The following is a 24,241-nucleotide window of genomic DNA, read 5'->3' as shown; positions in this document are numbered from 1 at the left end:
AGAGTACTTTTCTATAGTGCCCGTCTCCCTGGTTCCCGAAATAAGCAATTTCAAAATACGCATCTTTTATGGCTAGCAGTCCTTCCCTGAAAACAGCTCCCCTTGAGGCATCCTCGACGGCTTGGCATGCGCTCTCTCCTGATAAGGCTGTGGTTTTGCTCAATAGTGACCGCCAAGTGGGGCTGACCCTAGACCAAGTGGCGGACCGGCAGAGCCAATATGGCCCTAATGAGCTGGAGGAGACGGCTGGCCGCAGCGCTCTAGAAATCCTGTGGGATCAGTTTAAAAACATCATGCTGCTGATGCTGATTGCAGTAGCGCTGGTGTCGCTGTTCTTGGATCTGCGGGCGGGCGGGTTTCCTAAGGATGCGATCGCAATTTTCGCCATCGTCATCCTCAACGGCATTTTGGGATACGTGCAGGAAAGCCGAGCTGAGAAGGCGCTGGCAGCCCTCAAGAACATGACCTCTCCCCGGGTGCGGGTGATCCGCAGCGAGCAGGAGCAGGAGGTCGCGGCTAAAGAGCTGATTCCCGGCGACATTCTGCTGCTGGAGTCGGGGGTGCAGGTACCTGCTGATGGCCGTCTGCTAGAAGCCTCTAATCTGCAAATTCGAGAGGCCGCTCTAACTGGTGAAGCTGAGGCAGTGCATAAGCAGCCTGGGTTGGTATTAGAGGCAGACGCTTCCCTAGGCGATCGGCTCAACCTGGTGTTTCAGGGCACCGAAGTTTTGCAGGGGCGGGGCAAGGTGCTGGTCACGGGCACTGCCATGAACACTGAGCTGGGCCGCATTGCCACCATGCTGCAGTCAGTCGAGTCTGAGCCCACGCCGCTGCAGCAGCGTATGACTCAGCTGGGCAACGTGCTGGTCACAGGGGCCATGGTGCTGGTGGTACTGGTGGTGATTTTCGGCTTGGTGCGAACCGGCGACCTGAGCCTGTTTGACGAGCTGCTGGAAGTGTCTCTGAGTATGGCTGTTGCCGTGGTGCCAGAGGGCTTGCCTGCCGTCATCACTGTCACCCTAGCCTTGGGAACTCAGCGGATGGTACGCCGCCATGCCCTGATCCGTAAGCTACCGGCGGTGGAAACCCTAGGCTCAGTCACCACTATCTGCTCTGACAAGACTGGCACCTTAACCCAAAACAAGATGGTGGTGCAGCAAATTGCCACCCCCAGCGACCTCCTGCAGGTGACTGGGGAAGGCTACGCACCGTCGGGTGAACTGCTGCGGCAAAACCAGGCTGTTGACCTGGAGCAGCAGCCCGAAGTACAAACGCTGATGCAGACCTGCGCCCTCTGCAACGATGCCAACCTGCAAAAACAGGGCAGCATCTGGACGATTTTGGGCGACCCTACCGAGGGGGCGCTGCTGGCTCTGGCGGGCAAAGGTGGCTTTGACAAAGGCAAGCTGGCCGAAACCTATCGGCGCATCAGCGAAATTCCCTTTTCTTCTGAGCGCAAACGAATGAGCGTTGTCGTTCAGTCATCAACCGATGCAGGGGCCGACGACTTGGTGATGCTGACCAAGGGATCGCCCGAACTGGTGCTGGAGCACTGCCGTTTCTGGCAGCACGGCAACACACAGGAACCGCTAACGCGAGACATGTGCGATCGCATCCTAGAGCAAAATAACCAGATGGCCAGTCGCGGCCTGCGGGTGCTGGGGTTTGCGACCAAAACCCTGTTTGCCCTGCCTCCCGAAAGCGAGCTAGAGGCAGCGGAGCAAGATCTGGTCTGGCTGGGCCTGGTCGGCATGCTAGATGCCCCTCGCCCTGAGGTCCGCACCGCTGTCGCTGAATGTAGACAGGCCGGCATCCGTCCGGTGATGATTACCGGCGACCACCAGCTGACGGCAAAAGCGATCGCAGAAAATCTGGGCATTGCTAGCCCTGGCGATGAGATTGTCACTGGGCGTGAACTCGAGCAACTCAGCCCGCAGCAGCTTGAAGAGAAAGTGTCTCACGTAAGTGTCTATGCTCGGGTAGCCCCCGAACACAAGCTGAGAATTGTGCAGGCGCTGCAGCGGCGAGGCGAATTTGTGGCCATGACCGGCGACGGTGTTAACGATGCCCCCGCCCTGAAGCAGGCCGACATCGGTATCGCTATGGGCATTACCGGCACCGACGTCAGTAAAGAGGCCAGCGACATGGTTCTGCTAGATGACAACTTTGCCACCATTGTCGCTGCCACGGAAGAAGGCCGCGTTGTTTACGACAACATCCGACGCTTCATTAAATACATTTTGGGCAGCAATATTGGGGAAGTGCTGACAATTGGCGCAGCTCCCCTGATCGGCCTGGGGGGGGTGCCCCTCTCCCCACTGCAAATTCTCTGGATGAACCTAGTAACAGATGGCCTACCCGCCTTAGCCCTAGCGATGGAACCGGCTGAGCCCGACGTCATGCGGCGGCCTCCCCATAACCCTCGAGAGAGCATCTTTGCCCGGGGTCTAGGCTCCTACATGCTCCGAGTGGGGGTAGTGCTAGCAATCCTAACCATCGCTCTGATGGTCTGGGCCTACTCTCATACTCACGCCCCTGACTACCCCCGTGCCCCCGAAACCTGGAAGACGATGGTGTTTACTACCTTGTGCTTGGCCCAAATGGGACATGCTATGGCGGTTCGCTCCGATACCCGCATGACCTTCCAGCTCAACCCCTTCTCCAACCCCTTTGTGCTAGGGGCCGTGGTGCTGACTACCGTGCTGCAGCTACTGCTGATCTACTCGCCACCGCTGCGGGCCTTTTTTGGTCTGTACTTCCTCAGTGCAGGCGAGCTGGCAATCTGCTTTGGCTTCAGCACTCTGATGTTTGTCTGGATTGAACTAGAAAAACTGTTTACTCAGATATGGAAGAACCGTCGAATCTAGCCCCAGAAGAGCCAGAGAACTTGCCCGTTCACTTCTCTGAGGCAATTAGGGCTCTGCTGGAAAGGCTCATTGATCAGCCCCTTACCCTCGGCCAAATTTTGGCTGAAACCCAGGAACGGGGATTCTCACTGGTGATTGGGCTGCTGGTGTTGCCATTTCTCGTGCCGCTGCCGCCAGGTTTTACCACGGTATTAGGCGGGGGAGCGCTGCTGCTGTCTGCTCAGATGGCTCTGGGGCGGCGATCCCCTTGGCTGCCTGAGCGGATTGCCCGCTTTCAGTTTCCCCAGAAACTGGCCCAGCAAATGCTCAATCCCCTCAAGCGCCTGAGCCGTTGGATAGAGCGCATTGCTCATCCCCGCTGGTCAGGCATTACCCAACATCCTGCGGTGTGGCAGATCAACGGCTTCTGCATTAGCTGGCTGGCGCTGCTGTTAATGAGCCCTGTGCCCATGACCAACCCTATTCCTACCGTCGGCATTCTGGCCTTTGTCATTGCCACCCTGGAGGAAGACGGGCTGTTGCTCTGTGTAAGCTACGGGTTAACCGCCCTGAACACGGTTTTGTTTGGCACCCTAGGCTATCTGCTTTGGCGATCGCCTGAAGTGCTTCGTAACCTGTTTCAAGCTGCTCCCGAAGGGCTGCGAAATTTATTCTCTTAACCCATCCGTTTAAGGCGCGTGGAATTCGAGGCTCAACTAAGGATGTCAGACGGGCTCGCCTGAGACACCCCTTAATCCCCTGGATAAACCTCTTGCAGAGTTCACTCAGCGGCCAAATAGCCCCGTGAGAGGAAAGGTACCTCGATTACCGTTGCGTTTGTATCCCCGACCCTAACGGTCAACCCTGCGCCGCCTGCTTTGGTACGGATATAGCCCAGCCCCAAAGTGCCTGTTGCTGTTTCCACAACACTAGTCAGCAAGCCAACCTTGTCGTCGCCTAGGGTAATGGGGGTGCCGGGGCTGGCTTGTCCCTGCAGTTGTAGGCCCCAAAGCTGCTGCTTAACCCCTTTGTAGGTGTTAAGCCGAGCAATGGTTTCCTGGCCGATGTAGCAACCCTTTTCAAAGGAGAGTGTTTGCCACAGTCCCGCTTCGAGAGGGTTGTAGTCCTCGGTCAGCTCTGCGCCAGGCACCGGGCGGCCCTGCTGTACCCGCAGCTGATTCCATACAGTTTCACCCGCAGCAACGGCATCAGCCTCTACCAAGGTCTGCCAGAGGTCTGCTGCCTGCTCAACCGCTACCAGCAAGGTAAATCCAGGGGAGGCTAGCCCACTGCCTGCGGCAACTCGCACCTCTGCCTGGCCCAAGGTGGTGAGCGTGTGGCTATGCAGCGGCTCTGGCAAAGCAACTTCCCCTAACCGAGTCAACAGCGAGCCGCTCTCTGGCCCTACCAGTGAGAATATGGCTGTTTCAGCCGTTAAGTTTTTCAGCTTGACCTTATCAGCAAAAAAGATATAGCGGTCCATCCAGGTCATTAGCCGCTCATCTTGACCAGGAGAAGTCAGCAACAGCACCGCTGCCTCTGTGGCATAAGCGGTCGCTAAATCAATTGTTCTCGCCGTCGAAGTGACAAAGACCGTCTCACACCCCTCTCCTGGCTTGAGCCGCTGAAAGTCATTGGTGCTCTGGTTGTGCAAAAAGCGCAACCGATCCTCATCAGAAACCTGCAAGAGACCCCAATGACTGCGATCGCACACCGCTACCCCCTTCTCAACCGCCGCCAGCGCCCCCCCATCCTGACCAAAAGACAGCGGAATTCCCTGATCATCAAACTGAGCGCCAGCCTTTTTTTGGACTGCCCTGAGCGATTCCAACATAGGTTCGAGGGTGAGAGTGTCGTATGAAATTCTACCGTTTTGCTGAAGAAGACGCGGGGTGGATGAGTGGGAGAGTAGATGAGTAGATGAGCTAGGGGACTTGTGTTGTCTCTGCTCCCCACTCCCCTACCCTTCACCCTTCACCCTCTACCCACCTACTCCCTCGTGATAACCTGACCACAACCACCTGGAGAACACGATCGATGAAGGTTGCCTTTATTGGAATGGGAACGATGGGGGTGCCGATGGCGCTGAACCTGCTCAAGGCGGGGCATGAGGTCACGGTGCACAACCGGACTCGTGAGCGGGAGGTGCCTGTGGCGGAGGCTGGGGCTAGCCGGGCCGAGTCTCCCCAGGCAGCAGTGACAGCGGCAGAGGTGGTGATCACCTGCGTTAGCGATACGCCGGACGTAGAGACCGTCATTCTGGGTGAGGGCGGGGTGATTTACGGAGCGCAGCCGGGGACAGTGGTGGTTGATATGTCTACAATTAGCCCTGGGGTAACGCGGCGAATTGCTGGGGAACTGGCGGCAAAAGACATTGCGATGCTGGATGCGCCGGTTTCGGGCGGTTCGGAAGGAGCCAAGCAGGGCACGCTATCGATCATGATTGGGGGTGAGGCGGCAGTGGTTGAGCGGGTGCAGTCGGTGCTGGCTGCGATGGGTAAAACCCTCACCCATGTTGGGCCTATTGGAGCTGGACAGATCACGAAGGCGATCAACCAGATCATTGTGGCAGGCACCTACTGGGCCGTGGCCGAAGGCATGGCTCTAGGCTTAAAGGCTGGGCTGGAGATGGAGCAGGTGGTGCAGGCCGTCGGTAGTGGGGCGGCTGGTTCTTGGGGGCTGACTCACCGCTCTGGCAACATGATCAGCAACAGCTATCCTCTGGGGTTTCGGGTGCGGCTGCACCGCAAGGATCTTGCGATCGCACTAGAAGCCGCACGAGAACTCAGAGTGAGCCTACCGATGGCAGCCTTTGTGGAGCAGATCGAAAATGGCCTGATTGCTCAAGGGTTTGGCGACGAAGATGTGTCGGCTCTAGCCCGCAGCGTGCGGCAGCAGTCTGGAATGGGCTAACCTATCAGCGCAAGAATCGGGTGGCTTGGAGACTGGACGGTTGATAACTTGAGTCCATGCAGCCTCAGATTCTATCCCTGCTTTTCCTCTCTGGTAACAAGACGGGCTTTGTGCTCCGACTAGATAGCCAAGCTGGGAAGAATCCTGTTGCATCCCATTCTGCAATCCTTTAGCCAACCCGCTATGCGACTTTCAGACCTGGCCGAACTGTTGCTGCTAGCTGCCCTCTGGGGTGGCTCCTTTCTGTTTATGCGGCTGGCAGCGCCTGTCCTTGGACCCATTTGGCTAATTGAGCTGCGGGTTTTGGTGGCGGGGCTGGCACTGCTGCCGCTGCTGCTTCGCCTGAAGTTGTGGCCTCATGTGCGGCGGGCGGCCCTGCCGCTATTTGTCGTGGGCTGCATCAATTCGGCCCTGCCCTTTTCTCTGCTTGCCTTTGCTTCTCTGTCTCTGCCTGCTGGGTTTACTTCAATTGTCAACGCGACCTCGCCGCTGTTTGGCTCTGTCGTAGCAGCAGTTTGGCTCAAGGAAAGGTTAACCGGCAGCCGCCTGCTAGGATTTGCCTTGGGTTTTGCGGGAGTGACGGTCTTAATCGGCTGGCAGCCTGTTGTCATGACGCCTGCCTTCTTTAGAGCGGTAGCTGCGGGGCTGTTGGCGTCTTCACTGTATGCGATCGCAGCACCCTACGCCAGACAGCAGCTAGCGGGTGTGCCGCCGATTGCGATCGCAACAGCTAGCCAGCTGAGTGCAGCCGTGTTTCTGCTGCCAGCCCTGCCGTTTACCTTGCCAGTAGCGCCCCCTTCAGCGAGTATTCTGGCAGCCGTGCTAGCCCTGGCCCTATGCTCAACGTCGCTGGCATATATTCTCTACTTCCGCCTGATTCAAAACGTTGGTTCGACGAAGGCCCTAACTGTCACCTACCTGGTTCCTTTGTTTGCCATGCTGTGGGGAGTCACAGTTTTGGAAGAAACCGTGACGGCTTCAATGGTGGCGGGCTGCAGCCTGATCTTGCTGGGAACTGCAATTGCCAACGACCTGCTGGGAAAAGGGCTGCAGAGCCGAGCCGGCCCGAGTTAAAGTACGCTGCTGACTGGCTTTTCTAACAGTTGTATGGTCACTCAAGGCACAGCCAGGTTAGAACATCCGAGCAGTAGCTCTCCTACTGTTAGGGTTGCCTCAATCTTTGCACAGCAACACAGGCTGCAAGACAAAAGTAGTTACTTGTGACGAATGTACTCGTACACCTTTAGGTACTCATCCGCTGAACTCTTCCAAGAGAAGTCGTACTGCATGCCCTGCAGGGCCAGTTGCTTAAAACCGTCTAGAGCGTTGTTGTAGAAGCCCAGTGCTCGGTTCATGGCCGACTCTAGGGCAACATTATCGGTCTGGTAGAACACAAAGCCGTTGCGCTCCTCAGGGGGGCGATTCTGGTCGTAGTCCCAGTCAAAGACGGTGTTTACCAGGCCGCCCACACCGCGCACGATGGGCACTGTGCCGTATCTTAGGCCGATCATCTGGGTCAAGCCGCAAGGCTCAAAGTTACTCGGCACCAAAATCATGTCGGCACCTGCATAGATTAGGTGGGCCAGTTCCTCATTGAAGCTCAGCTCCAGGTGACAATCCGGGTTGTCATTGAGGAACCGTTTCTCGTGCCAGAACCAGTCATTGGTGCGACGATCTGTTGCCGAACCTAGCAGCACAAACTGGGCTCCCTGCTCCAGCGCGTAATACATGGCGTGGTGGACCAAGTGCATTCCCTTTTGGTCGTCTAACCGGCCAATAAAGGCAATTAGAGGCTTGTCGCATTGCTGGAGCAGCAGGCGATCCCGCAATGCTTTCTTGTTGAGAATTTTGTCTTCAAAGGTGCTGAGCCCAAAGGGATAGGGGATGTAATCGTCTTTTTCTGGGTTCCACACGTCGTAATCGATGCCGTTGAGAATGCCGGAGAACCTATCTTCAACCAGCGAGAGGGTGTGACCCAGGCCAAAGCTGCAGTCGCCATAGCGGGCTTCCCAGGCATGGTGAGGTGACACTGTGTTGACGTGGTTGGAGTAGAGAATGCCGCCCTTCATGAAATTGAGCGAGAAGGGGTTGAAATTGTCTTGCAGCTTGTCGTAGCTGAAATAGTACTCCTCCCGATTTAGCCCTGTGGCATGGAGAATGTCGCTGCCCGCAAAGCCCTGGTGCTTAAAGTTGTGGATGGTAAACATCACCCGCTGAGACTCCAGGCCGTAGTACTTGTACATCTCGTACAGCATCACAGGCACTAGACCCGTCTGCCAGTCATGGCAGTGAAGGATGTCGGGGCGCTTGTTGCTTTTCAGCAAAAACTCTAGAGCGGCCTTGCTAAAGAAGGCAAACCGCATGGCATCGTCGTCGCAGCCGTAGTAAGCGCCCCGGTTGAACCAGCCCGTATCGTTGTGCGGCTCAATAAAGAAGCACAGCCGTCCGTGGACCCAGCCGCAGTAAACCGAGCAGTGCACCGCATGGCCGTACCAGGGTACATAGAGATCCCGGTAGGCATCGTGCAAACCCCAGATGTGGTCATAGCGCATGCAGTCGTACTTAGGCAAAATCAGCTCGACTGTGTGGCCTCGGCTCTCCAGCTCCCGGCTGAGACCATAAACCACGTCTCCCAGACCACCTGCTTTGATTACCGGAGCGCACTCTGAGGCAATCTGCACAATGTACATGCCGCTTTCCCGTTATAAAACTTCATTTTTATAGCTTTCATTCAAACAGGATGTTGGAAATGAGGCAAGTGACAAAGGTGGCGTTTTTACCATGCTGTAAATCAGTAAATCGGTAGAGGAAATGAAGAAGGGTTGAAGGGGCGGCTAACACCGGGCAAGACCGCATCAGGTAGCCTATGATCGGACAAACAATCAGTCGGCTGAAAATACGTAGCGACGGGTTTTATGCGGTGGGTTTTATGCAGCTAACGGCCTCTAATTCAGACCGTTGATCAACTGTCGATTCAAAGGTCTTTGGCAGCGATCGCACCCATTCCCACAAGAGTTCAATGGCCGAACCCTTCGCAAAGCCGATAGATTAGAAGATATGTAACGTTTCTGAGACGGGCTGGATTTTGATGCGCGTACTTCTTATGACTGGCAAGGGCGGGGTTGGCAAGACCTCCGTTGCAGCGGCTACAGGGCTGCGCTGCGCCGAACTGGGGTACAAAACCCTGGTGCTGAGCACCGACCCGGCTCACTCCCTGGCCGACAGCTTCGATATAGAGCTAGAGCACAAGCCCAAACAGGTCAAGCCCAACCTTTGGGGAGCCGAACTCGACGCCCTGATGGAGTTAGAGGGCAACTGGGGCGCGGTCAAGCGCTACATTACCCAGGTGCTTCAGGCGCGGGGGTTGGAGGGGGTTGAGGCCGAAGAACTAGCCATTCTCCCCGGCATGGACGAGATCTTTAGCCTGGTGCGGATGAAGCGCCACTATGACGAGGGCGAGTTCGATGTACTGATTATCGACTCTGCTCCGACCGGAACGGCCCTACGGCTACTGAGCCTGCCGGAGGTAGCGGGCTGGTATATGCGTCGTCTCTACAAGCCCTTTCAGGCAGTTTCAGCAGCTTTGCGGCCCCTGGTTGAGCCGATCTTTCGCCCGGTGGCTGGGTTCTCCCTGCCTACTCAGGAGGTCATGGATGCCCCCTACGAGTTTTACGAGCAGCTAGAGGCGTTGGAAAAGGTTTTGACCGATGCTAGCGTCACTTCCGTTCGCCTGGTGACCAACCCTGAAAAGATGGTAATCAAGGAGTCTCTGCGGGCTCATGCCTACCTGAGTCTTTACAATGTGGGCACGGACTTGATTATTGCCAACCGCATTATTCCCGATAGCGTGCAAGACCCCTTCTTCCAGCGATGGAAGGAAAGCCAGCAGCAGTACCGCCAAGAAATTCATGAGAACTTCCACCCGCTGCCGGTCAAAGAAGTGCCGCTGTTCTCAGAAGAAATGTGTGGCCTAGCAGCCCTAGAACGTCTAAAGGACATTCTCTACGGCGAAGAAGACCCGGCTCAGGTCTACTACAAAGAAACTACGCTGCGGGTGGTGCAGGCCGATAACGCCTACAGCCTAGAGGTCTATCTGCCGGGCATTCCTAAAGACAAAATTGAGCTGAGCAAGTCTGCGGATGAACTCAATATTCGCATTGGCAATCATCGCCGCAACTTGGTGCTGCCTCAAGCCCTAGCAGCCCTACAACCCTCAGGGGCCAAGATGGAGGATGACTACCTCAAGATCCGCTTTGGAACTTAGAGTCATCAATTGGATGAATGGCTTCTAGGGAGGTGCGCTCAGTAGGCGGTAGATGAAAATCTGCTGCTAGTAGATCTAGCCCCTCCGCCACTGTAAAGGGCGATCGCACATTCAGCGCTTGGTAGCACCGCTCTTGGTAGTCGGGCTTGGCCTGAAAGTAGGCGATCGCCCTTTACTCTTTTCCACCGACGAAGGGAGTGCTCCAAAATGTCCAGTTTTCTTTATTAAAAGGTGATCGCCAGCGACAGATTAGGTCTGATTCGAGGGACTGGCGGGCTTTGCGATCGCACGGGGCAAACGGCCAAAAGCCAATGTTGACGCTAACAGGCAAATCGTGGGGCCGATGGGCGGCAATGTAGTTGAGAATGTAGCGTTTGCAATCGTGTTCGCCTTTCCAGCGCTGGTTTGACTTGATGGTTTCGCCTACATAGAGCAAGATTGGCAGCTCGTGATCGACGACAAAGTAGAGTGCGGGCACTCCTGACTCGCTAAATTGGCCGCGCCAAAACTCGGCGTTGCGCTGGGGTAGGGTAAATGGGTCAAGGGCATCGACTGGGTTGGGGGCTTCCCAGGCGCTAAAGAGAGAACCCTGCTCGGCCTGGGGAGCCGCCTGAACCGCCTGCTGAAAATCAAGGATGCGGCGTTTCCAGTCCTGTAGTTCTGCTGGGGGGATGTCGGCTTGAGGGGTGCGGTTATAGGCCCAAGAGAGGTCTGCCGCCCGCAGGTCAGCTTCAGGTAAAAAAGAGGGTTGGTACTCAGCCATGCATAGGCCAGATGTAGCGGGTCATGGCTCTCGATAATAGTATGAATACGCTAGATGCAGGCCAAATTTCTTTGAACTTTCTGACGTCAGGCAGCGTCTTAGTCAAAGGGTAGATGAAATGGTTAGAATGGAACGCTGGAGCCTTTGGGCATACTGTCCTTGAGCTACCGGGTTGAATTGTAAGGGCCTCCATGAACCGAAAAATTTCCAGGCAGTTGCCTGTTCTGGTGTGGATGTTTGTGTTTGGGTTTGTCGGTGCGATCGCATCGCTGCTGGTTGTCGCTCCCGATCCGGCTGCTGCTGAATCAGACTTTTCCCCCATCGAACACCCCCGGATCTATGAAAACGTCATCGGCCTGCCCGACGGCGAAGATACTGCTCTGCTGCTCCAGAAGTTTGTGCTCAAAACTCAATTCCCGGCTGGGCTTTAACCCCCTGCTCCCGGAACGGGTGCTTCACCAGCTTCATCTCGGTCACCAGGTCAGCTTGGTCGATCAACTCCTGTGGCGCACCCCGTCCGGTCAAAATGACGTGGGTTTGCTCTGGCTTTTCGGCTAAACCCGCTAGCACCTGCTCGACCGAGAGAAAACCATGCTTGAGGGCAATGTTGACCTCGTCGAGCAGGATAGTCTTGTACTCGGGATTGCGAATGTAGGACAGGGCTGCTTCCCAAGCTTCTGTCGCTTTTTGAATGTCTCGCTCCCGATCCTGAGTATCCCAGGTAAAGCCTTCGCCCATAGCCTGAAAGGTGAGCTGCTCTGAGAAGCGCTCTAGCACGGCTTTCTCCGCCGGCTCCCAGGCTCCTTTGATGAACTGAACAATCGCTACTTTGAACCCGTGGCCGAGCGATCGCATGACAATGCCCAGGGCTGCTGTGGTCTTGCCCTTGCCGTTGCCGGTGTGGACAATGATCAGCCCCTTCTTTAGGGTGCGCTCTGCCAGCCGCTGCTCCTGCACCTCTTTGCGACGCTGCATCTTGCGCCGATACTGCTCGTCAGACAATCCCGCTGCCACCGCTTCATCATCAAGGCGAACTGCGGCATCATCGAGGGCTTCAGCCGGTTGGGAATCGTTAGGCATGGCGGGCATCAGAATTCAGAACGTCTTAAAATGCTCAACCTCTCTACAGTAGGCTGAAACGCTAGATCAATCATAAACTGACTATATGCCGCGACCGATGCAACTGCCGAGGCAATCATGGCACTCGCAACTGATCGATCTACTCAACCTCTGCCGTTAAGTTTTGACGATTTCCTCGCTCACTATGGCGATGATGCTCGCTATGAATTGATTGACGGAGAACTGTTTGATTTGGAACCTACTGGACCACATGAGGAGGTTGCTGCAGTTATTGCCCGATGGCTCAATTACGAGATTATTCAGCAAGGCTTCGATTACTTTATTCCCCATCGCTGTCTCATTAAGCCCCTGGCAACAGGGACTGGGTTCCGACCAGACGTCATTGTGCTAAATCGATCTGCGCTGCCTCAAGAGCCGTTGTGGGCTAGCCAGCCCGTCGTGACTCTAGGTAGCACCATCAAGTTCGTGGCTGAAGTTGTCAGCAGCAATTGGCAAAACGACTACGCGCGTAAATTTGAAGACTATGCCCTGCTTGGCATTCCAGAATATTGGATTGCAGATTATCAAGGGCTGGGCGGTGAGTTTTTCATCGGTCGCCCAAAACAGCCAACCTTAACCGTTTGTGTCTTGAACGAAGAGGGTCGCTATGAGCGACAAATTCTGCGAGGCGATCAGCCGATCGTTTCTGCCGTTTTCCCTAAATTGACCCTGACAGCAGAAGCTGTGCTGGGAGCTGGGCGGTAAATTGAGCCCCTACGGTTGTACTTCTAAATTGGTTCTGATAATTTGAGAGATGCAAGGCGATGAGCCTAGCGGGAGGAGAGAGGTCTGATACACCCCAATCCCCCCTAACGTCCAACCTAAACCCGGTAGGCTGAAACGCTGGATCAATCATAAGATCTCGGCGAACTCTTTAACCTACTTTGAGGCGTGGCTAGCGCTGCCGCCTTGCTTTCCTTTACCCAAAAAAGTAGGGCAACAATGACAACATCTCTAAACCTGGACATTCTCCGGGCAATTCCGTCTGGCAATCAGGAGAAGCTGAAGGTCGTTTTGATGGGCGACCTCGATGCAGTGCTCAGAACGCAGGACTTTTTAGCTGTGGTTAAGTTCGCAGAGAAGAAGTTTTGGAGCGACCCGCAACCGATAGGCATGAGCAGCGAATACATCAGCGTACTCATTAGAAAGAGCGCACCTAAACCCAATGTAGGTTAATCACGGGGGCCAGAAACCCGGTTTCTTCAAGAAACCGGGTTTCTGGGAGGACTCTGCAAGCTATACCTTGGACCAATTAAACCAATCAGATTTCCATCAGGATCTTTTACTTGACACATGTAGGTTCCATCCTGCCGATCCAATGGACCTCGATAGAGCTTCGCACCCAGTTGTGTAGCCCGCTCAAGCACGGCATCAAAATCTGCAACTTGCCAATAGGCTACATGTCCTGCCGCTCCTGATGGTACTTTGCTATCTGATTGATGAAACCACACCTCTTGATTACCTACCCGAATAAAGAAGTGTTCTGGATCTTCCAACCATGTAATCTCGATGCCAAACAAATTTGAATACCACGCAGCGGCAGCATGACGATTGGAGACGAAATACATGACTTCAGAAACATGCTTAAACATATTGATTACTCACAAAGAATCTTTCAATCACTGCTTTATTGACCACTTCAACCAATTGAAGCTTTAAGTACCAATAAATTTGTCTCAAACCACCTTCCACCTTTAGATTAGGTTAGCTCTACACGGTTGAACTCTCGGGGCAGTTCTTGTACTCTCAACGTTGCGGAGAATGTATCTAGGCAGGAATTTGGAAAGGTGCAACTTCCCAACCCCCCTGTGACATCCCGACTTAAACCGGGTAAGTGAGATGCCCTAAGTGCATTCTATGCGCTAGCATCTTCGATTACCTCCACTTGAGACCGCTAGAAAGTTCTCCGTTTTCGAGTTGAGGAAAACGGAGAAAGCCCGCAAGCTAATAGACCCTTCTGCTAGCAGCCGATCAATCCCCCTGGGTTGGTGGGCTACTGAGGCTCTATCCCGCTTCTCCCGACGAACTTGCCCACGCTAGGGATTAGTTCTTCGTTAGCGAAGCCATATCAATGACAAAGCGATATTTCACATCGCTTTTCAGCATGCGTTCATACGCCTCGTTGATATCTTGAATCTCGATCACTTCAATATCGGAAGTGATGCCATGCTCACCGCAGAAATCGAGCATTTCCTGAGTTTCAGCGATGCCACCGATGAGGGAACCCGCAATCGATTTACGCCCCATGATCAAGGGAACCGTATTTAAGGTTGGCACCAGACCGCCCAAAAATCCGACTAGCACCAGAGTGCCGCTGAGCGACAGCGTTGGCAGGTAGGGGTTGAGATCGTGCTCTGTCGGGACGGTATCGATAATCAGATCGAAGCGTCCTTTCACGGCTGCCATTTGCGCTTCGTCGGTAGAGATCACGATGCTATCTGCCCCAAGGCGACGTGCATCCTCTTCCTTGCTGGGGGAACGGGTAAACAGGGTGACATTCGCGCCAAGTGCTTTTGCCAGTTTCAGGGCCATGTGTCCCAGCCCTCCCAAACCGATAACCGCTACATGGCTATCTTGACCCACGTTCCAGTGACGCAGGGGTGACCAACTGGTAATTCCGGCGCAGAGTAAGGGCGCAACCCCCTTGAGATCTAGCCCATCGGGAACCTTCAGAACGAATTTCTCCGACGCGACGATTCTCTCGGAATAGCCGCCGAAGGTGGGCATTTGATCATAGCGGTCATGACTGTTATAGGTAAAGGTTGCAGTCTCCTCGCAATACTGCTCCAAGCCTTGATTACAGGGGGCGCACTGCTGGCAGGAATCGACCATGCACCCAACACCGACCTGATCACCGGGTTTGAAGCGCGTCACCTCTGGCCCGACACTGACAACACGACCAATAATTTCATGGCCAGGCACAACCGGGTATTCAGTTCCCCCCCAGTCATTTCGAGCAGTATGCAAATCAGAGTGACAAACGCCACAGTAAAGAATTTCGATCACCACATCGTCAGCACGCGGATCGCGGCGCACAAAGCTATGGGGAACCAGAGCATCTGCAGCAGATTTTGCGGCGTATCCCAGTACATCCATCGTCATCGTTTTTTCTCCCTCGATTGTTAGTGGGTCGTCTTTGTTGTTAATAAGGCATTAGCGGCTTCTAGAGCATGCAACCAGAGACTCATTATCAGCAAGGGCCTGCCGCTACTCAAATGGGTTATATTCTGGCTTCTTGTATAGGTTTTCCGATTGTTGAGGATGTCTGATCTATAAACTTGTTCTAGCCGATCTTCTGGCTTGATTGCTTCAATTGCTGCCGAAACCGATGCTCCGCTGCAATTTAGAAGTGAAATAACGTCTTTAGGCAACCCAGGCCAAAATGTCAGTGCGGCTAGTGTCGGTGACAGCGTCACTCAGCGATTTCAGCCTAGATCAGGGTATTGACCTGCTGCCACAATCGCAAAATCGGCCCCAAAGACTTCAAGTTCCCCAGTGAAAGTAGGATGTGTTAGGCGTAGCCGTAACGCATTGGGACAGGTCGGTCGACCCTCATCGGGTAATCCGTTGAAGGAACCGGATGCCGTCGAGAATCTCGGTCACCCGCGCCTCGGTGAGGGTGCCGATATAGGGGCCAAGCTGAGTTTTTTGCAGAGACGTGAGTTTGCCCGCCTCGACAACGCTTCGCTTCGGGAGTCCGGCCTCGCCAGCTTCAAGGGCCACGTTGCCGGGGAGGCCAACACGCTTGGGGTTGGTCGTGAGGGCGCAGGCGACCACGGTGGGGAGGCGGCTGTGGTTAAACAGGTTGTCCTGAAGGATGACGTAGGGGTGGGGAATGTCGGAATCGAGCGTGACCCAGTAGATGTTGCCCCGGTCGATCAACATAGCTGTTCCGCCATCGAGTGGATATTAGTCTACGGCAACGACGTATTGCACGGATGCAAGAAAGTATTTTGCGATCGCATCAACGTCGCAAGTGCTGCAACTGAGGTATTAATCTATGACAATGACGTATTGCATAGATGCAATAAAGTATTTTGCGATCGCATCAACCATCTCACCCGACACCACAAAGTATTTTGCGATCTCACTAAAGTGTTGTGGCTGCATTCTCTAAGTGCAGCCACAACATCAAACTCTAGCTCAAGCCTTCTCACGTCATCCTAGCTGACTAAACTAATCTCGCCTGTATCCAAGTCATAGTAGGCACCAACGACTTTGAGTGTGCCTTCTTGCACAGCTGCAGCAATTACAGAAGAGGTTTGTAATCGTTCTACCTGTAAGCGCACATTTGCTTTGACTGCGTTTGTGAGGCGATCGCCTGCTTCTCCCTCCGAGGATTGAACTGCCGGCCGAATTGCTATTGCGAGTGATTCAATAACACCTGGCAATTCACCCCCCTCTAGAGCTGCCGCCACTGCACCACATCGCTCATGTCCCAAAACCATGAGCAGGGGGGCTCCCAATACACCCACGGCATACTCTTCACTAGCAATGTCTTCAGTGATGGCAATATTGCCAGCCACACGGACGACAAAGAGATCGCCAATTCCCTGGTCAAACGCGATCTCTGGCACCACTCGTGAGTCTGCACAACCGAGAATGGCGGCAAAGGGAGCTTGCCCTGTTGCAACTTCAGTAAGGCGGGCAAAATCTTGATGAGGATTGCTCTGTCTTCTTGCAACGAATCGCTGATTTCCTTCCATGAGTTGCGCCAGCGCCTGATCGGGAGTCAAAGTGCTCTGGGGATGAGCCCCGCCGGGAGTGGCCGCAACAAGTTGATCTTGCTTAGTACGAGATCCCCCGCGTTCGACGGCTTGGGCTAATGCACCCGTTCCTAACCAAGCTGTCAATGAACTTGTGCCAATCAACCCTGCACCAAATTGAAGGAGATTCCTTCTTGAAAAATTTTGCTGATTCGAGGAATGTTTCATGGTTGTTTTGCCTCAAATAATGAAAGCACTCTTTAGAACAAGCGTGAGTAATTTACAACTTAATTCTTAAAAAGGCTTTTTAATGTACAGGCAACAAAAAAACTGGTATTGAAGTAAATCTTAAAACTCAAGCACTCAAGGCCTTATATCAGCTGTGGAGATTGAGGGTGTTGTCTAGCACTTTTGGTGAATAGTGCCCTTAAGTCCGATGTTATTTAGTGCGTTCAAATTTGGTGCACATGTCTAGACGACGTACCTTTCAAAACGATCACACTCGACACCATAAAGCGTTTTGCGATCGCAACAACAAGCGTATTCAGCCTAACAACAGCAAGGAGACGAGCATTGCCCATCCTCGCACTCCATTTGCTCAGGAGATGTCTTTCTCAGCTAAGGAACCGATGTCACCACCAAGAAGTTTTACGTTCAGTTGCCCTCCGGTAAACAACATTTCGGTGAGTGCTTCGTCAATGTCTTGTATGGAGAGCGACCCTGAGCGGTTGTTTTCGAGGTAAAACTGAGTTGCTCGTCGCATTAATTCTTTGATGAATGCGGCACTGACATTCTTTGTCTTAGCAACAATCCCGTTGAGAACGTCGTCGGCAACCGGCACATTTCTGGCGTAGACCGTTGCCAGCTTTTTACGCCCAGCTTCATCAGGTAACGGAAATTCGATCGCCTGGTCAATGCGCCCCGGACGACCTGCGACAGCGGCTTCAATCGTCTCTGGGCGGTTGGTGGAGAGAATGAAAATGAGTTCAGCATCTTCTGCTAACCCATCCATTTCATTCAGCAGTCGATTGAGCATCGCTTCTTCGCAAGAGCCTGACATAGTGTCGCGATCGCGTGCAATCAGGTCGGCATCTTCAATTACCACCATCGACGGTTGTAACAATCGTGCCAGTGCAATGTATTCACGAATTAACCCAATTTGTTCGGCAGTGACTAATAGGGTGGTGTGTCCGGGTAAGAGCGTTGCCAGATAGCGGATGGTAAAACTTTTGCCTGTCCCCGGTGGACCGTAGAACAACAAGCCTTTTTTGAGAGGCATGTTAAAGGCTGCCAGTTCCTTGCGCCGCTGGGCAAACTCAATGACATTGCGCCTCAGCAGCTCAATGGTGGCAGCAGGCAACACCAGATCGTCTTGATCGATCGGATCAAGTCGATGAACGGTGACCCCCACACTATGCCCCGAGTAGTTATCACCTGTTTCGAGGGAAAGCACTTTGCCCCGGTAGGATTTTGCTTGAGCGATCGCGTTTTCAGCCTGTTTAAAAATTTCGGAGACAATAGTTTGCCCCTCTGTTCCTGCCAGCACAGCAACTTCCAAGTGAGAACCGACGCATCTACTGTGTTCCTTCTGGGGTGATAACAAGACAGCATAGCGGACGTTGTGTTCGCTGACGAGCCATAACCCATTCTCTAAACATCGGACAGGTTCGTCTTCTCCGATGTCAACTTCTTCATAGCGGGCAGGAGCGATTACAGCTGTCTCTCGAATGTCATCTAACAGCAATGAGAAGGTGCAGGTTTCGTAGGAATAGCTAACATGGACTCCCAAAAAAGTGACGCCTTCACGCTGGTTGAACAGGTGATTTAACGCTTTTTGCAAGTCAGCCCGCATTCTGGCAGGAAAAACCCGACTGGAGGTAACAACGTCAGTAACATAGGTTGGGTAGAAATGTTTCTTGAGCACCGTATGAACAAATTTGCTCGGCTCTAACCCAACTCGTAAAGGCTGTGTTGGATCAACATCTGTATATCCGTTTCGCGCAGCTAATAAATCGGCTGCATTGGTTACACATTCGTTACAAATAAAGCTCGATGGTCCTGCAATCAAATAATCGACGCCGAGCTCGCCCTTTTCACAAAACGCGCACCGACGATTGGTTTGAATCACATCAAGCATAAGATTTGCAGTTGTTCCTAGAGCTTATAGACAAGCTTCAACTCTACGTCTAGCCATTCCAGATGAATACAGTTACAGCCTGGACGAAGAGTGGGACAACCCACTTATTGCAGCAGCCTACAAGGCTTGCTCAAGAGGATATCCAAAATGCGGTGAGCCATTTCCAGCTTAGAGCAGGGAGCAATCGCATCTTCCCTCCCCCCTTTTTGCAGCACCACCGCCTGATTAGTATCCGTCCCAAAGCCACTGCCGGGCTGGTCTACCGGGTTCGCCACAATCGCATCTAGCCCCTTACGCTTGAGCTTATCTAGAGCAGGGGGAATGATGTCTCCAGTTTGCGCGGCAAAGCCAATTAGGTGCTGCTGAGGTGTTCGTCTTTGGGCTAGGGTCGCCACGATATCCGGCACTTGCTCTAAAGGTAGGGACTCTGGCAAGTCTTGCTTTGCTAGCTTAGTTTCTGCCTGCACCGCAGGTTTAACGTCGGCCACTGCCGCTGCCATAAAGATCCAGTCGGCCTGGGGTAGGGCCGAGAGCATTGCCTGCTGCATCTGGGCAGCAGTGGTGACGGGAATAGCTTGAATTCCCAGCAGCCGCGATCGCAAACTCTCCTCCATCGGTCCATGCACCAGGGTTACCTGTGCGCCTCGATGCAGCGCCGCCTGGGCTAGAGCCAGGCCCATCTTGCCGGTCGAGGGGTTACCGATAAAGCGGACTGGGTCGAGGTGTTCGCGGGTGCTGCCTGAGCTGATCAGAACGGTTTGCCCAGCCAGATCCCGGTTGCCGCCCGTGTGCAGCAGCGATTTGAGGTGAGCCAGAATGTCTGCAGGTTCGGCCATGCGTCCGGTGCCGATGCGATCGCAAGCCAGCACTCCCTCCCCCGGCCCCACGCTGTGATAGCGGGAAAAGGTCAAAATTCTCTGCCAGTTCTCCTGCACTGCCTGCTGTTGCCACATGTCAGTATTCATGGCTGGGGCCAGCAGGATAGGGCAGGTCGAGGCCAGTACGGTATTGGTCAGCAGGTTGTCAGCAAAGCCGTGGGTCAGTTTCGCCAGAGTATTCGCCGTGAGCGGGGCGATTAAAAACACGTCAGCCCACTCGCCCAGCTCAATGTGCAGCGGGCGACCTTGACTTGCATTCCAAAAATCCGCGTCAGTATAGGCAGGGTGGCGGGCTAGCGTTGCCACGGTTAAAGGCGTAACAAACTGCTGCGCCCGCTCAGTCAGCAAAACGCGCACCTCAGTTCCCGATTTTGCCAACGCAGAAATGGCATCACAGACCTTGTAGGCTGCGATGCCCCCACCCATGCCAATCAGAACCCGCTGTTTCTGGCTCAAGCCTACGGTTGCTTACTCTTCATCAAAGGGTTCAATGTCGAGCAGATACACGTAAGACTTAACCAGTTCGGGTCGCTGAAATGCGATCGCGCGCAGCAAATGCCAATCATTGAGCCCTTCAAAGGCATTGTCATAGGCATCTTGCTCCAACCGGCTAGCCAGTTCAGCCACCGTTTCGGGCGTCATCGCAGAAACTTCCTGCTGAGACACATGAATAGTCGCCATAGTCTTTCCCCCCGTTGTGGACTCCGTCCATCTAGAGACGCCAGCTTTTGGCTGCTCAAAGACGGATCAACCCCTTTATCCTAATAATTTAGCAGTCACTCCACTCTGCCCTTGCCGCAAATCTTCGCAAAAGACAGTCATAAGCCGGATAACGTCGGGTAAGATTTCATGCCCCATAGCCATCTCGTGATATTGCACAGTGATTCCCTGCGCTTCTAATGCAGCCTTAGCTTGATGAGCTTTGGGTAGCGGCACAATCGGGTCAACCCGACCATGCACCAGCAGCACAGGGCGGTTGCTAACTGAGGCTTCTAAGGGAGCATGAAGATAGCCGCTTAAGATCATCTGTCCTGCCAGCGGTAGCGCACTGCCCACATCTAGCGCCATTGCCCCACCTTGGGAAAACCCGGCTAAGATCGTGCGGCTAAGCGGAATTCCAGTGCTATCTGCCAATGAGTTCAGCCAGTCCTGCAGCAGCCGACGACTTTCCTGAAAATCTGCCTGCTCTGCAAAATCGTAGGGGCGGCGAAAGTCATAGCTGTAGGGAAACCCATACCACATACGGCCCAACGGCACTTGAGGATGGGGAAAGGGGGCATTGGGAAACAGCATTTGAAACCCTGAGAGCTGCAGGTACGGGGCTAGACTGGCTAAGTCTTCAGCATTGGCTCCCCAACCATGCAGTGCCACTAGCAGCCAATCTGCCTCCCCTACCTCAGCCCCCAAAGACAGTACCTTAAGCGTCAAGTCAACACCTCCAAAGGGGCTTGTAGCCTTTCTATTTTATGAAAACTAGCCCTTCTAGCTGCGTTAACCTAAAAATCTATCCGAAGGCAGGGTATTGCCCCTTGTGAGACACCCTATCGCTGAAATTCCAAGGCTTCTAAGCTTATTCGTAAATCTTGAAAAATGACGAAATTTGCCTAACCGTCCCCCCCTAGGGCATTGAACAGCTAAAGCCGTAGCGGTTAACTGATTTAAGCTAAGTAGCTTCAATCCAAGCGAGCCAGTAAGTTAGGCAAGCCCCCATAGTTTCTTTAGAGGACACGATGCAAGAAACGGTGATCAGACTGGCTAGGGCAGGACTGTTGGCAGTCCTGCTGCCCCTGACGCTACAGGCCTGTGGCGGTGATTCGCCCACGGCTACCGATACTGCTAGCCCAGATCCTCAGATAGCGGCATCTGGAACTGCAGGGGAAGGAACTCTAGTCGTTCGAGCCAATGGTGAGGACTTTGTGCGCCAAGGGTTCACCACCAGTGATGGGTGGGAAATGGAATTTGACAACGTCTATGTGACGCTGGCCAACGTTACTGCCTACCAAACCGATCCGCCGTTTGATCCGCAAGCTACCCAAGAAATCAATGCTCAGGAGACCGTTTCGGTGTCGGAGCCAATTACGGTGGATTTGGCTGAGGGGGATGAGGCTGCAGATCCGGTCATGGTTGCCGAGGTCAAAGCGCCCGAGGGTCGCTACAATGCCCTATCGTGGGAGATGGTCGCGGCCCCTGAAGGTCCAGCCGAGGGCTATTCCATAGTGCTGCAGGGTACGGCAACTCGCGATGGGCAAACCCTGCCCTTTGTCTTGAGACTGTCTGAGGAGCTAGCGTTTACCTGCGGCGACTTCGTTGGGGATCAGCGCAAAGGCATTCTAAGCGGCGATGATGAGGCTGACTTGGAGGCAACCTTCCATTTCGACCACCTCTTTGGCGATGGCGAAGCCCCTGCTGACGACGAAATTAATACAGGCGCTTTGGGCTTTGATCCCCTTGCGGCGCTGGCTGAAGGGGGTCGGGTTGAGGCAAATAGTCAGCAGCTTAGCGAACGTCTTGCCCCTGCTGATTACCAGAAGCTTCTAGAAATCCTGCCCAGCCTCGGCCATGTCGGCGAGGGCCACTGCGAAGAGACGAATTTGACTGCATGAGACGTGTAATACCAATCATTTTGGGATGTATTGGGGCAGCAGCGGGGGCTGCCCCTGCCCTGGCGCACGGAGTCGTGCTTAACTACCAGCCCGCCAACAGCATTGCGGTGGAGGCTACCTTCGACAATGGGGAGCCGATGGCCGATGCTCAGGTTTTGGTGTATTCTCCCGAGAGCCCGTCGGAACCTTGGGCTGAGGGCACAACCGACGCGCAGGGGAGGTTTTTGTTTTCGCCTGATGCGTCGCTGCCCGGCACTTGGGAAGTGTCTGTGCGCCAAGCCGGTCACGGCGGCATCGTCGCGATCCCGGTTGAAGGCACTTCCGTAGCGACCACTGCTGAGGGGTCTGGGTCTGGTGGCGGCGAGGCCACCTCCAACTCAGAGACAATGTCTGCTCGCCCTCAGGCCGCCACCGCTGGGCCTTCGCCGGTGCAGCAGGGGATCATGGTGGGATCGGTGATTTGGGGCTTTATTGGCACGGCGCTGTTCTTTTCGCGGGGTAAGCGTTAGTGCATATTCCCGACGGTATTTTGCCGGTTCAAGTTAGTGCGGGGGGCTATGCGATCGCAAGTCTAGTCACCTGGTATTCCCTGCGCCAAATCAACCGCAAATCCGACCCAACGGCAGAGATTCCCAAGGCGTCGCTGCTAACAGCGGCGTTTTTCGTCGGATCTTCCATCTACATTCCCATTCCGCCTACCAGCATTCACCTGATCTTGAATGGGTTGATGGGGGTTGTTCTGGGCTACTTTGCCTTTCCAGCGATTTTGATCGGGCTGTTTTTTCAGGCCTTGATTATCGGCCACGGCGGACTGACAACCCTGGGGGTAAATGCGACCATGATGGGGGTTCCGGCGCTGCTGGCTTACCACATCTTTCAGCTGCGCCACTCTCTAGGCCGCTCCCTGCCAGGCACCTGGGGTACGGGGCTGTTTGCCTTTTTGGGCGGGGCATTGGGTCTGGGGCTAGCAGCCTTGGTCTTCTTTGTTCTAGTGATTACAACCATTCCCTCTGGGTTTGATGCGACGACTGAGCAAACAGCAATTGTGGGCCTCTCGATTGCTCATATTCCATTAATGGTGATCGAAGGAGCCTTTACGGCAACGCTGGTTCTGTTTTTGCAGCGGGTCAAGCCAGAGCTACTAGAAGGTGTGGGTAAATCGTGATCCTGACGCATCAAGAGGCTTATATTCAGCTGGCATCGCCGATTCACCGTTGGCTGCCCCAGCAAAAGCTGATTGGCCTTTTTGCCCTCATGTTTGCCTTTGCTGCGGTGCGGCAACTGGCGCTGCTGGTGCCTATGCTGGCGGTCACGGCAGTTTTGTATGGCCTATCGCAGCTGCCCATTTCCTTTCTAGGTCAGCGGCTGCGCTATCCAGGCATGTTTATTCTGGCGGTCGTGCTAGTGCTGCCACTGGCGTCGGGAGAGACTGTCTTGTGGCAGTGGGGCTGGCTAGCAGTGCGGCAGGAAGGACTGCAGACTATGGGGTTAGTGCTGGGCCGATTTTTGTCAATTTTGACATTAGGCTTTATTTTGTTAGGGACTACCCCGTTTTTATCCCTGATTAAGGCCATGCGTTCCTTGGGGTTGCCTGCGATTTTGACTGACATGACCTTACTGTCTTACCGCTATCTCTACGAAATTGCCGATACCTTGGCAATCATGCAGCAGGCGATGCAGCTGCGAGGCTTTGGTCAGACCCGTCAGCGGCGGCTGCGGCTAGATCGGCGCGTGCTGCAACAGCTTGCCTCGCTGATCGGTACCCTGCTGATTCGGAGCTACGAGCGCTCAGAGCGGGTGTATAAGGCTATGCGGCTACGTGGGTATGGCAGGCCGCAGGAGCCAGTCAAAACAGTCAGGGCAGGGCAAAAGCGGCTGCCTGATAAAGTAGGTTGGGCCTTGACGGGGGCAACCCTGTCGCTAGCGGTTGGTTTTGTGGTTGCTGAGGTGGCGCTGTCGAGGTTATGAGTTCAACTTTTGTGCCATCCACGGCTGCTGCTGAGGCGGCAGCG

At 54.2% G+C, this 24,241-nt stretch carries 24 protein-coding genes; 12 read left to right on the top strand and 12 right to left on the bottom strand.

The annotated features are described in order from the left end of the window. Positions 1-68: 68 nt before the first annotated feature. Both H6G13_RS06285 and H6G13_RS06280 read left to right on the top strand, forming a co-directional pair. Complete coding sequence (locus tag H6G13_RS06285) at positions 69-2,867, top strand: cation-translocating P-type ATPase (RefSeq protein ID WP_190482298.1); 2,799 nt, start codon at positions 69-71, stop codon at positions 2,865-2,867. Continuing rightward, a complete protein-coding gene (locus H6G13_RS06280) occupies positions 2,846-3,526 on the top strand; it encodes an exopolysaccharide biosynthesis protein (protein WP_242028165.1) in 681 nt (226 codons plus the stop codon). Before H6G13_RS06285 ends, H6G13_RS06280 begins: the two co-directional genes overlap by 22 nt. A 101-nt stretch (positions 3,527-3,627) precedes the next feature. Here H6G13_RS06280 and H6G13_RS06275 read toward each other — a convergent pair whose 3' ends face one another. Next, the gene (locus H6G13_RS06275; RefSeq protein ID WP_190482297.1) at positions 3,628-4,680 is read right to left on the bottom strand and encodes a folate-binding protein YgfZ; all 1,053 of its coding nucleotides are present in this window, start codon (positions 4,678-4,680) and stop codon (positions 3,628-3,630) included. A 203-nt stretch (positions 4,681-4,883) separates the two neighbouring features. On the opposite strand from H6G13_RS06275, the gene H6G13_RS06270 reads away from it, so the two are divergent. Together H6G13_RS06270 and H6G13_RS06265 are read left to right on the top strand one after the other, a co-directional pair. Then, positions 4,884-5,759: an NAD(P)-dependent oxidoreductase gene (locus tag H6G13_RS06270; RefSeq protein WP_190482296.1), complete on the top strand. Its 876-nt coding sequence runs from the start codon at positions 4,884-4,886 to the stop codon at positions 5,757-5,759. Positions 5,760-5,942: 183 nt separating this feature from the next. Next, positions 5,943-6,833: a DMT family transporter gene (locus H6G13_RS06265; protein WP_190482295.1), complete on the top strand. Its 891-nt coding sequence runs from the start codon at positions 5,943-5,945 to the stop codon at positions 6,831-6,833. A 140-nt stretch (positions 6,834-6,973) separates the two neighbouring features. On the opposite strand, the gene glgA is transcribed toward H6G13_RS06265, so the two are convergent. After that, positions 6,974-8,449: a glycogen synthase GlgA gene (glgA, locus tag H6G13_RS06260; RefSeq protein WP_190482294.1), complete on the bottom strand. Its 1,476-nt coding sequence runs from the start codon at positions 8,447-8,449 to the stop codon at positions 6,974-6,976. Between the two features lie 398 nt (positions 8,450-8,847). Between glgA and H6G13_RS06255 the strand changes: the two genes are divergently transcribed. Continuing rightward, positions 8,848-10,023 carry a TRC40/GET3/ArsA family transport-energizing ATPase gene (locus tag H6G13_RS06255; RefSeq protein ID WP_190482293.1) on the top strand — a complete coding sequence of 392 codons (1,176 nt, stop codon included), beginning with the start codon at positions 8,848-8,850 and terminating at the stop codon, positions 10,021-10,023. Positions 10,024-10,195: 172 nt separating this feature from the next. Here the strand turns inward: H6G13_RS06255 and H6G13_RS06250 are convergent, their stop codons facing one another. Next, positions 10,196-10,786, bottom strand: a complete 591-nt coding sequence (locus H6G13_RS06250) for a GIY-YIG nuclease family protein (RefSeq protein ID WP_190482292.1) — start codon at positions 10,784-10,786, stop codon at positions 10,196-10,198. A gap of 191 nt (positions 10,787-10,977) precedes the next feature. Here H6G13_RS06250 and H6G13_RS06245 point away from each other — a divergent pair, with 191 nt between their 5' ends. Then, positions 10,978-11,217 carry a hypothetical protein gene (locus tag H6G13_RS06245; RefSeq protein WP_190482291.1) on the top strand — a complete coding sequence of 80 codons (240 nt, stop codon included), beginning with the start codon at positions 10,978-10,980 and terminating at the stop codon, positions 11,215-11,217. Here H6G13_RS06245 and cobO read toward each other — a convergent pair. Beyond that, positions 11,189-11,866 (bottom strand): cob(I)yrinic acid a,c-diamide adenosyltransferase, encoded by a 678-nt coding sequence (cobO, locus tag H6G13_RS06240; RefSeq protein ID WP_190482290.1) that lies wholly within the window; start codon positions 11,864-11,866, stop codon positions 11,189-11,191. The two genes, H6G13_RS06245 and cobO, sit on opposite strands and share 29 nt — an antisense overlap. Positions 11,867-11,983: 117 nt before the next feature. Between cobO and H6G13_RS06235 the strand changes: the two genes are divergently transcribed. Together H6G13_RS06235 and H6G13_RS06230 are read left to right on the top strand one after the other, a co-directional pair. Beyond that, positions 11,984-12,610, top strand: coding sequence for a Uma2 family endonuclease (locus H6G13_RS06235; RefSeq protein WP_190482289.1), 627 nt, complete (start codon positions 11,984-11,986; stop codon positions 12,608-12,610). Positions 12,611-12,847: 237 nt separating this feature from the next. After that, a complete protein-coding gene (locus H6G13_RS06230; protein WP_190482288.1) occupies positions 12,848-13,081 on the top strand; it encodes a hypothetical protein in 234 nt (77 codons plus the stop codon). A 26-nt stretch (positions 13,082-13,107) separates the two neighbouring features. Here H6G13_RS06230 and H6G13_RS06225 read toward each other — a convergent pair whose 3' ends face one another. The 8 genes from H6G13_RS06225 to H6G13_RS06190 all read right to left on the bottom strand — a co-directional run bounded on the left by H6G13_RS06225 (position 13,108) and on the right by H6G13_RS06190 (position 21,054). After that, positions 13,108-13,497 (bottom strand): VOC family protein, encoded by a 390-nt coding sequence (locus H6G13_RS06225; protein WP_199305746.1) that lies wholly within the window; start codon positions 13,495-13,497, stop codon positions 13,108-13,110. A 451-nt stretch (positions 13,498-13,948) separates the two neighbouring features. Next, entirely contained in the window at positions 13,949-15,007 is a 1,059-nt protein-coding gene (locus H6G13_RS06220) for an NAD(P)-dependent alcohol dehydrogenase (protein ID WP_190482287.1), read from the bottom strand. A gap of 450 nt (positions 15,008-15,457) precedes the next feature. Further along, positions 15,458-15,790 carry a type II toxin-antitoxin system PemK/MazF family toxin gene (locus H6G13_RS06215; RefSeq protein WP_190482286.1) on the bottom strand — a complete coding sequence of 111 codons (333 nt, stop codon included), beginning with the start codon at positions 15,788-15,790 and terminating at the stop codon, positions 15,458-15,460. A gap of 278 nt (positions 15,791-16,068) precedes the next feature. Beyond that, a complete protein-coding gene (locus H6G13_RS06210; protein WP_242028164.1) occupies positions 16,069-16,758 on the bottom strand; it encodes a carbonic anhydrase in 690 nt (229 codons plus the stop codon). Between the two features lie 451 nt (positions 16,759-17,209). After that, complete coding sequence (locus H6G13_RS06205) at positions 17,210-18,748, bottom strand: AAA family ATPase (protein WP_190482284.1); 1,539 nt, start codon at positions 18,746-18,748, stop codon at positions 17,210-17,212. A gap of 104 nt (positions 18,749-18,852) precedes the next feature. Beyond that, positions 18,853-20,082: a bifunctional phosphopantothenoylcysteine decarboxylase/phosphopantothenate--cysteine ligase CoaBC gene (gene coaBC / locus H6G13_RS06200; protein WP_190482283.1), complete on the bottom strand. Its 1,230-nt coding sequence runs from the start codon at positions 20,080-20,082 to the stop codon at positions 18,853-18,855. Positions 20,083-20,094: 12 nt separating this feature from the next. Continuing rightward, on the bottom strand, positions 20,095-20,307 hold the full coding sequence (locus H6G13_RS06195; RefSeq protein WP_190482282.1) for a DUF2555 domain-containing protein: 213 nt from the start codon (positions 20,305-20,307) through the stop codon (positions 20,095-20,097). Between the two features lie 75 nt (positions 20,308-20,382). Next, positions 20,383-21,054, bottom strand: a complete 672-nt coding sequence (locus H6G13_RS06190) for an esterase (protein ID WP_190482281.1) — start codon at positions 21,052-21,054, stop codon at positions 20,383-20,385. 302 nt (positions 21,055-21,356) lie between these two features. Between H6G13_RS06190 and H6G13_RS06185 the strand changes: the two genes are divergently transcribed. From H6G13_RS06185 to cbiQ, 4 genes are read left to right on the top strand one after another with little or no spacing between them, the layout of a single operon-like run. After that, positions 21,357-22,229, top strand: coding sequence for a DUF4382 domain-containing protein (locus H6G13_RS06185; RefSeq protein WP_190482280.1), 873 nt, complete (start codon positions 21,357-21,359; stop codon positions 22,227-22,229). Next, positions 22,226-22,738 (top strand): carboxypeptidase regulatory-like domain-containing protein, encoded by a 513-nt coding sequence (locus tag H6G13_RS06180; RefSeq protein WP_190482279.1) that lies wholly within the window; start codon positions 22,226-22,228, stop codon positions 22,736-22,738. Before H6G13_RS06185 ends, H6G13_RS06180 begins: the two co-directional genes overlap by 4 nt. Then, positions 22,738-23,394 (top strand): cobalt transporter CbiM, encoded by a 657-nt coding sequence (gene cbiM, locus H6G13_RS06175; protein ID WP_190482278.1) that lies wholly within the window; start codon positions 22,738-22,740, stop codon positions 23,392-23,394. Before H6G13_RS06180 ends, cbiM begins: the two co-directional genes overlap by 1 nt. After that, a complete protein-coding gene (gene cbiQ, locus H6G13_RS06170; RefSeq protein WP_190482904.1) occupies positions 23,388-24,197 on the top strand; it encodes a cobalt ECF transporter T component CbiQ in 810 nt (269 codons plus the stop codon). Before cbiM ends, cbiQ begins: the two co-directional genes overlap by 7 nt. The last annotated feature ends 44 nt before the right edge of the window (positions 24,198-24,241 follow it).

It is taken from the genome of Pseudanabaena sp. FACHB-2040, from assembly GCF_014696715.1.
Lineage (GTDB): Bacteria > Cyanobacteriota > Cyanobacteriia > Phormidesmidales > Phormidesmidaceae > JACVSF01.
Note: the sequence above shows the minus strand (reverse complement) of the source record. Positions and strands in the feature narration are given on the sequence as shown.

Bases quoted from the DNA above. Each gene is read 5' to 3' on its own strand.
- H6G13_RS06285 (WP_190482298.1), top strand. From the start codon at position 69: ATGGCTAGCAGTCCTTCCCTGAAAACAGCTCCCCTTGAGGCATCCTCG.
- H6G13_RS06280 (WP_242028165.1), top strand. From the start codon at position 2,846: ATGGAAGAACCGTCGAATCTAGCCCCAGAAGAGCCAGAGAACTTGCCC.
- H6G13_RS06275 (WP_190482297.1), bottom strand. From the start codon at position 4,680: ATGTTGGAATCGCTCAGGGCAGTCCAAAAAAAGGCTGGCGCTCAGTTT.
- H6G13_RS06270 (WP_190482296.1), top strand. From the start codon at position 4,884: ATGAAGGTTGCCTTTATTGGAATGGGAACGATGGGGGTGCCGATGGCG.
- H6G13_RS06265 (WP_190482295.1), top strand. From the start codon at position 5,943: ATGCGACTTTCAGACCTGGCCGAACTGTTGCTGCTAGCTGCCCTCTGG.
- glgA (WP_190482294.1), bottom strand. From the start codon at position 8,449: ATGTACATTGTGCAGATTGCCTCAGAGTGCGCTCCGGTAATCAAAGCA.
- H6G13_RS06255 (WP_190482293.1), top strand. From the start codon at position 8,848: ATGCGCGTACTTCTTATGACTGGCAAGGGCGGGGTTGGCAAGACCTCC.
- H6G13_RS06250 (WP_190482292.1), bottom strand. From the start codon at position 10,786: ATGGCTGAGTACCAACCCTCTTTTTTACCTGAAGCTGACCTGCGGGCG.
- H6G13_RS06245 (WP_190482291.1), top strand. From the start codon at position 10,978: ATGAACCGAAAAATTTCCAGGCAGTTGCCTGTTCTGGTGTGGATGTTT.
- cobO (WP_190482290.1), bottom strand. From the start codon at position 11,866: ATGCCTAACGATTCCCAACCGGCTGAAGCCCTCGATGATGCCGCAGTT.
- H6G13_RS06235 (WP_190482289.1), top strand. From the start codon at position 11,984: ATGGCACTCGCAACTGATCGATCTACTCAACCTCTGCCGTTAAGTTTT.
- H6G13_RS06230 (WP_190482288.1), top strand. From the start codon at position 12,848: ATGACAACATCTCTAAACCTGGACATTCTCCGGGCAATTCCGTCTGGC.
- H6G13_RS06225 (WP_199305746.1), bottom strand. From the start codon at position 13,497: ATGTTTAAGCATGTTTCTGAAGTCATGTATTTCGTCTCCAATCGTCAT.
- H6G13_RS06220 (WP_190482287.1), bottom strand. From the start codon at position 15,007: ATGACGATGGATGTACTGGGATACGCCGCAAAATCTGCTGCAGATGCT.
- H6G13_RS06215 (WP_190482286.1), bottom strand. From the start codon at position 15,790: ATGTTGATCGACCGGGGCAACATCTACTGGGTCACGCTCGATTCCGAC.
- H6G13_RS06205 (WP_190482284.1), bottom strand. From the start codon at position 18,748: ATGCTTGATGTGATTCAAACCAATCGTCGGTGCGCGTTTTGTGAAAAG.
- H6G13_RS06195 (WP_190482282.1), bottom strand. From the start codon at position 20,307: ATGGCGACTATTCATGTGTCTCAGCAGGAAGTTTCTGCGATGACGCCC.
- H6G13_RS06185 (WP_190482280.1), top strand. From the start codon at position 21,357: ATGCAAGAAACGGTGATCAGACTGGCTAGGGCAGGACTGTTGGCAGTC.
- H6G13_RS06180 (WP_190482279.1), top strand. From the start codon at position 22,226: ATGAGACGTGTAATACCAATCATTTTGGGATGTATTGGGGCAGCAGCG.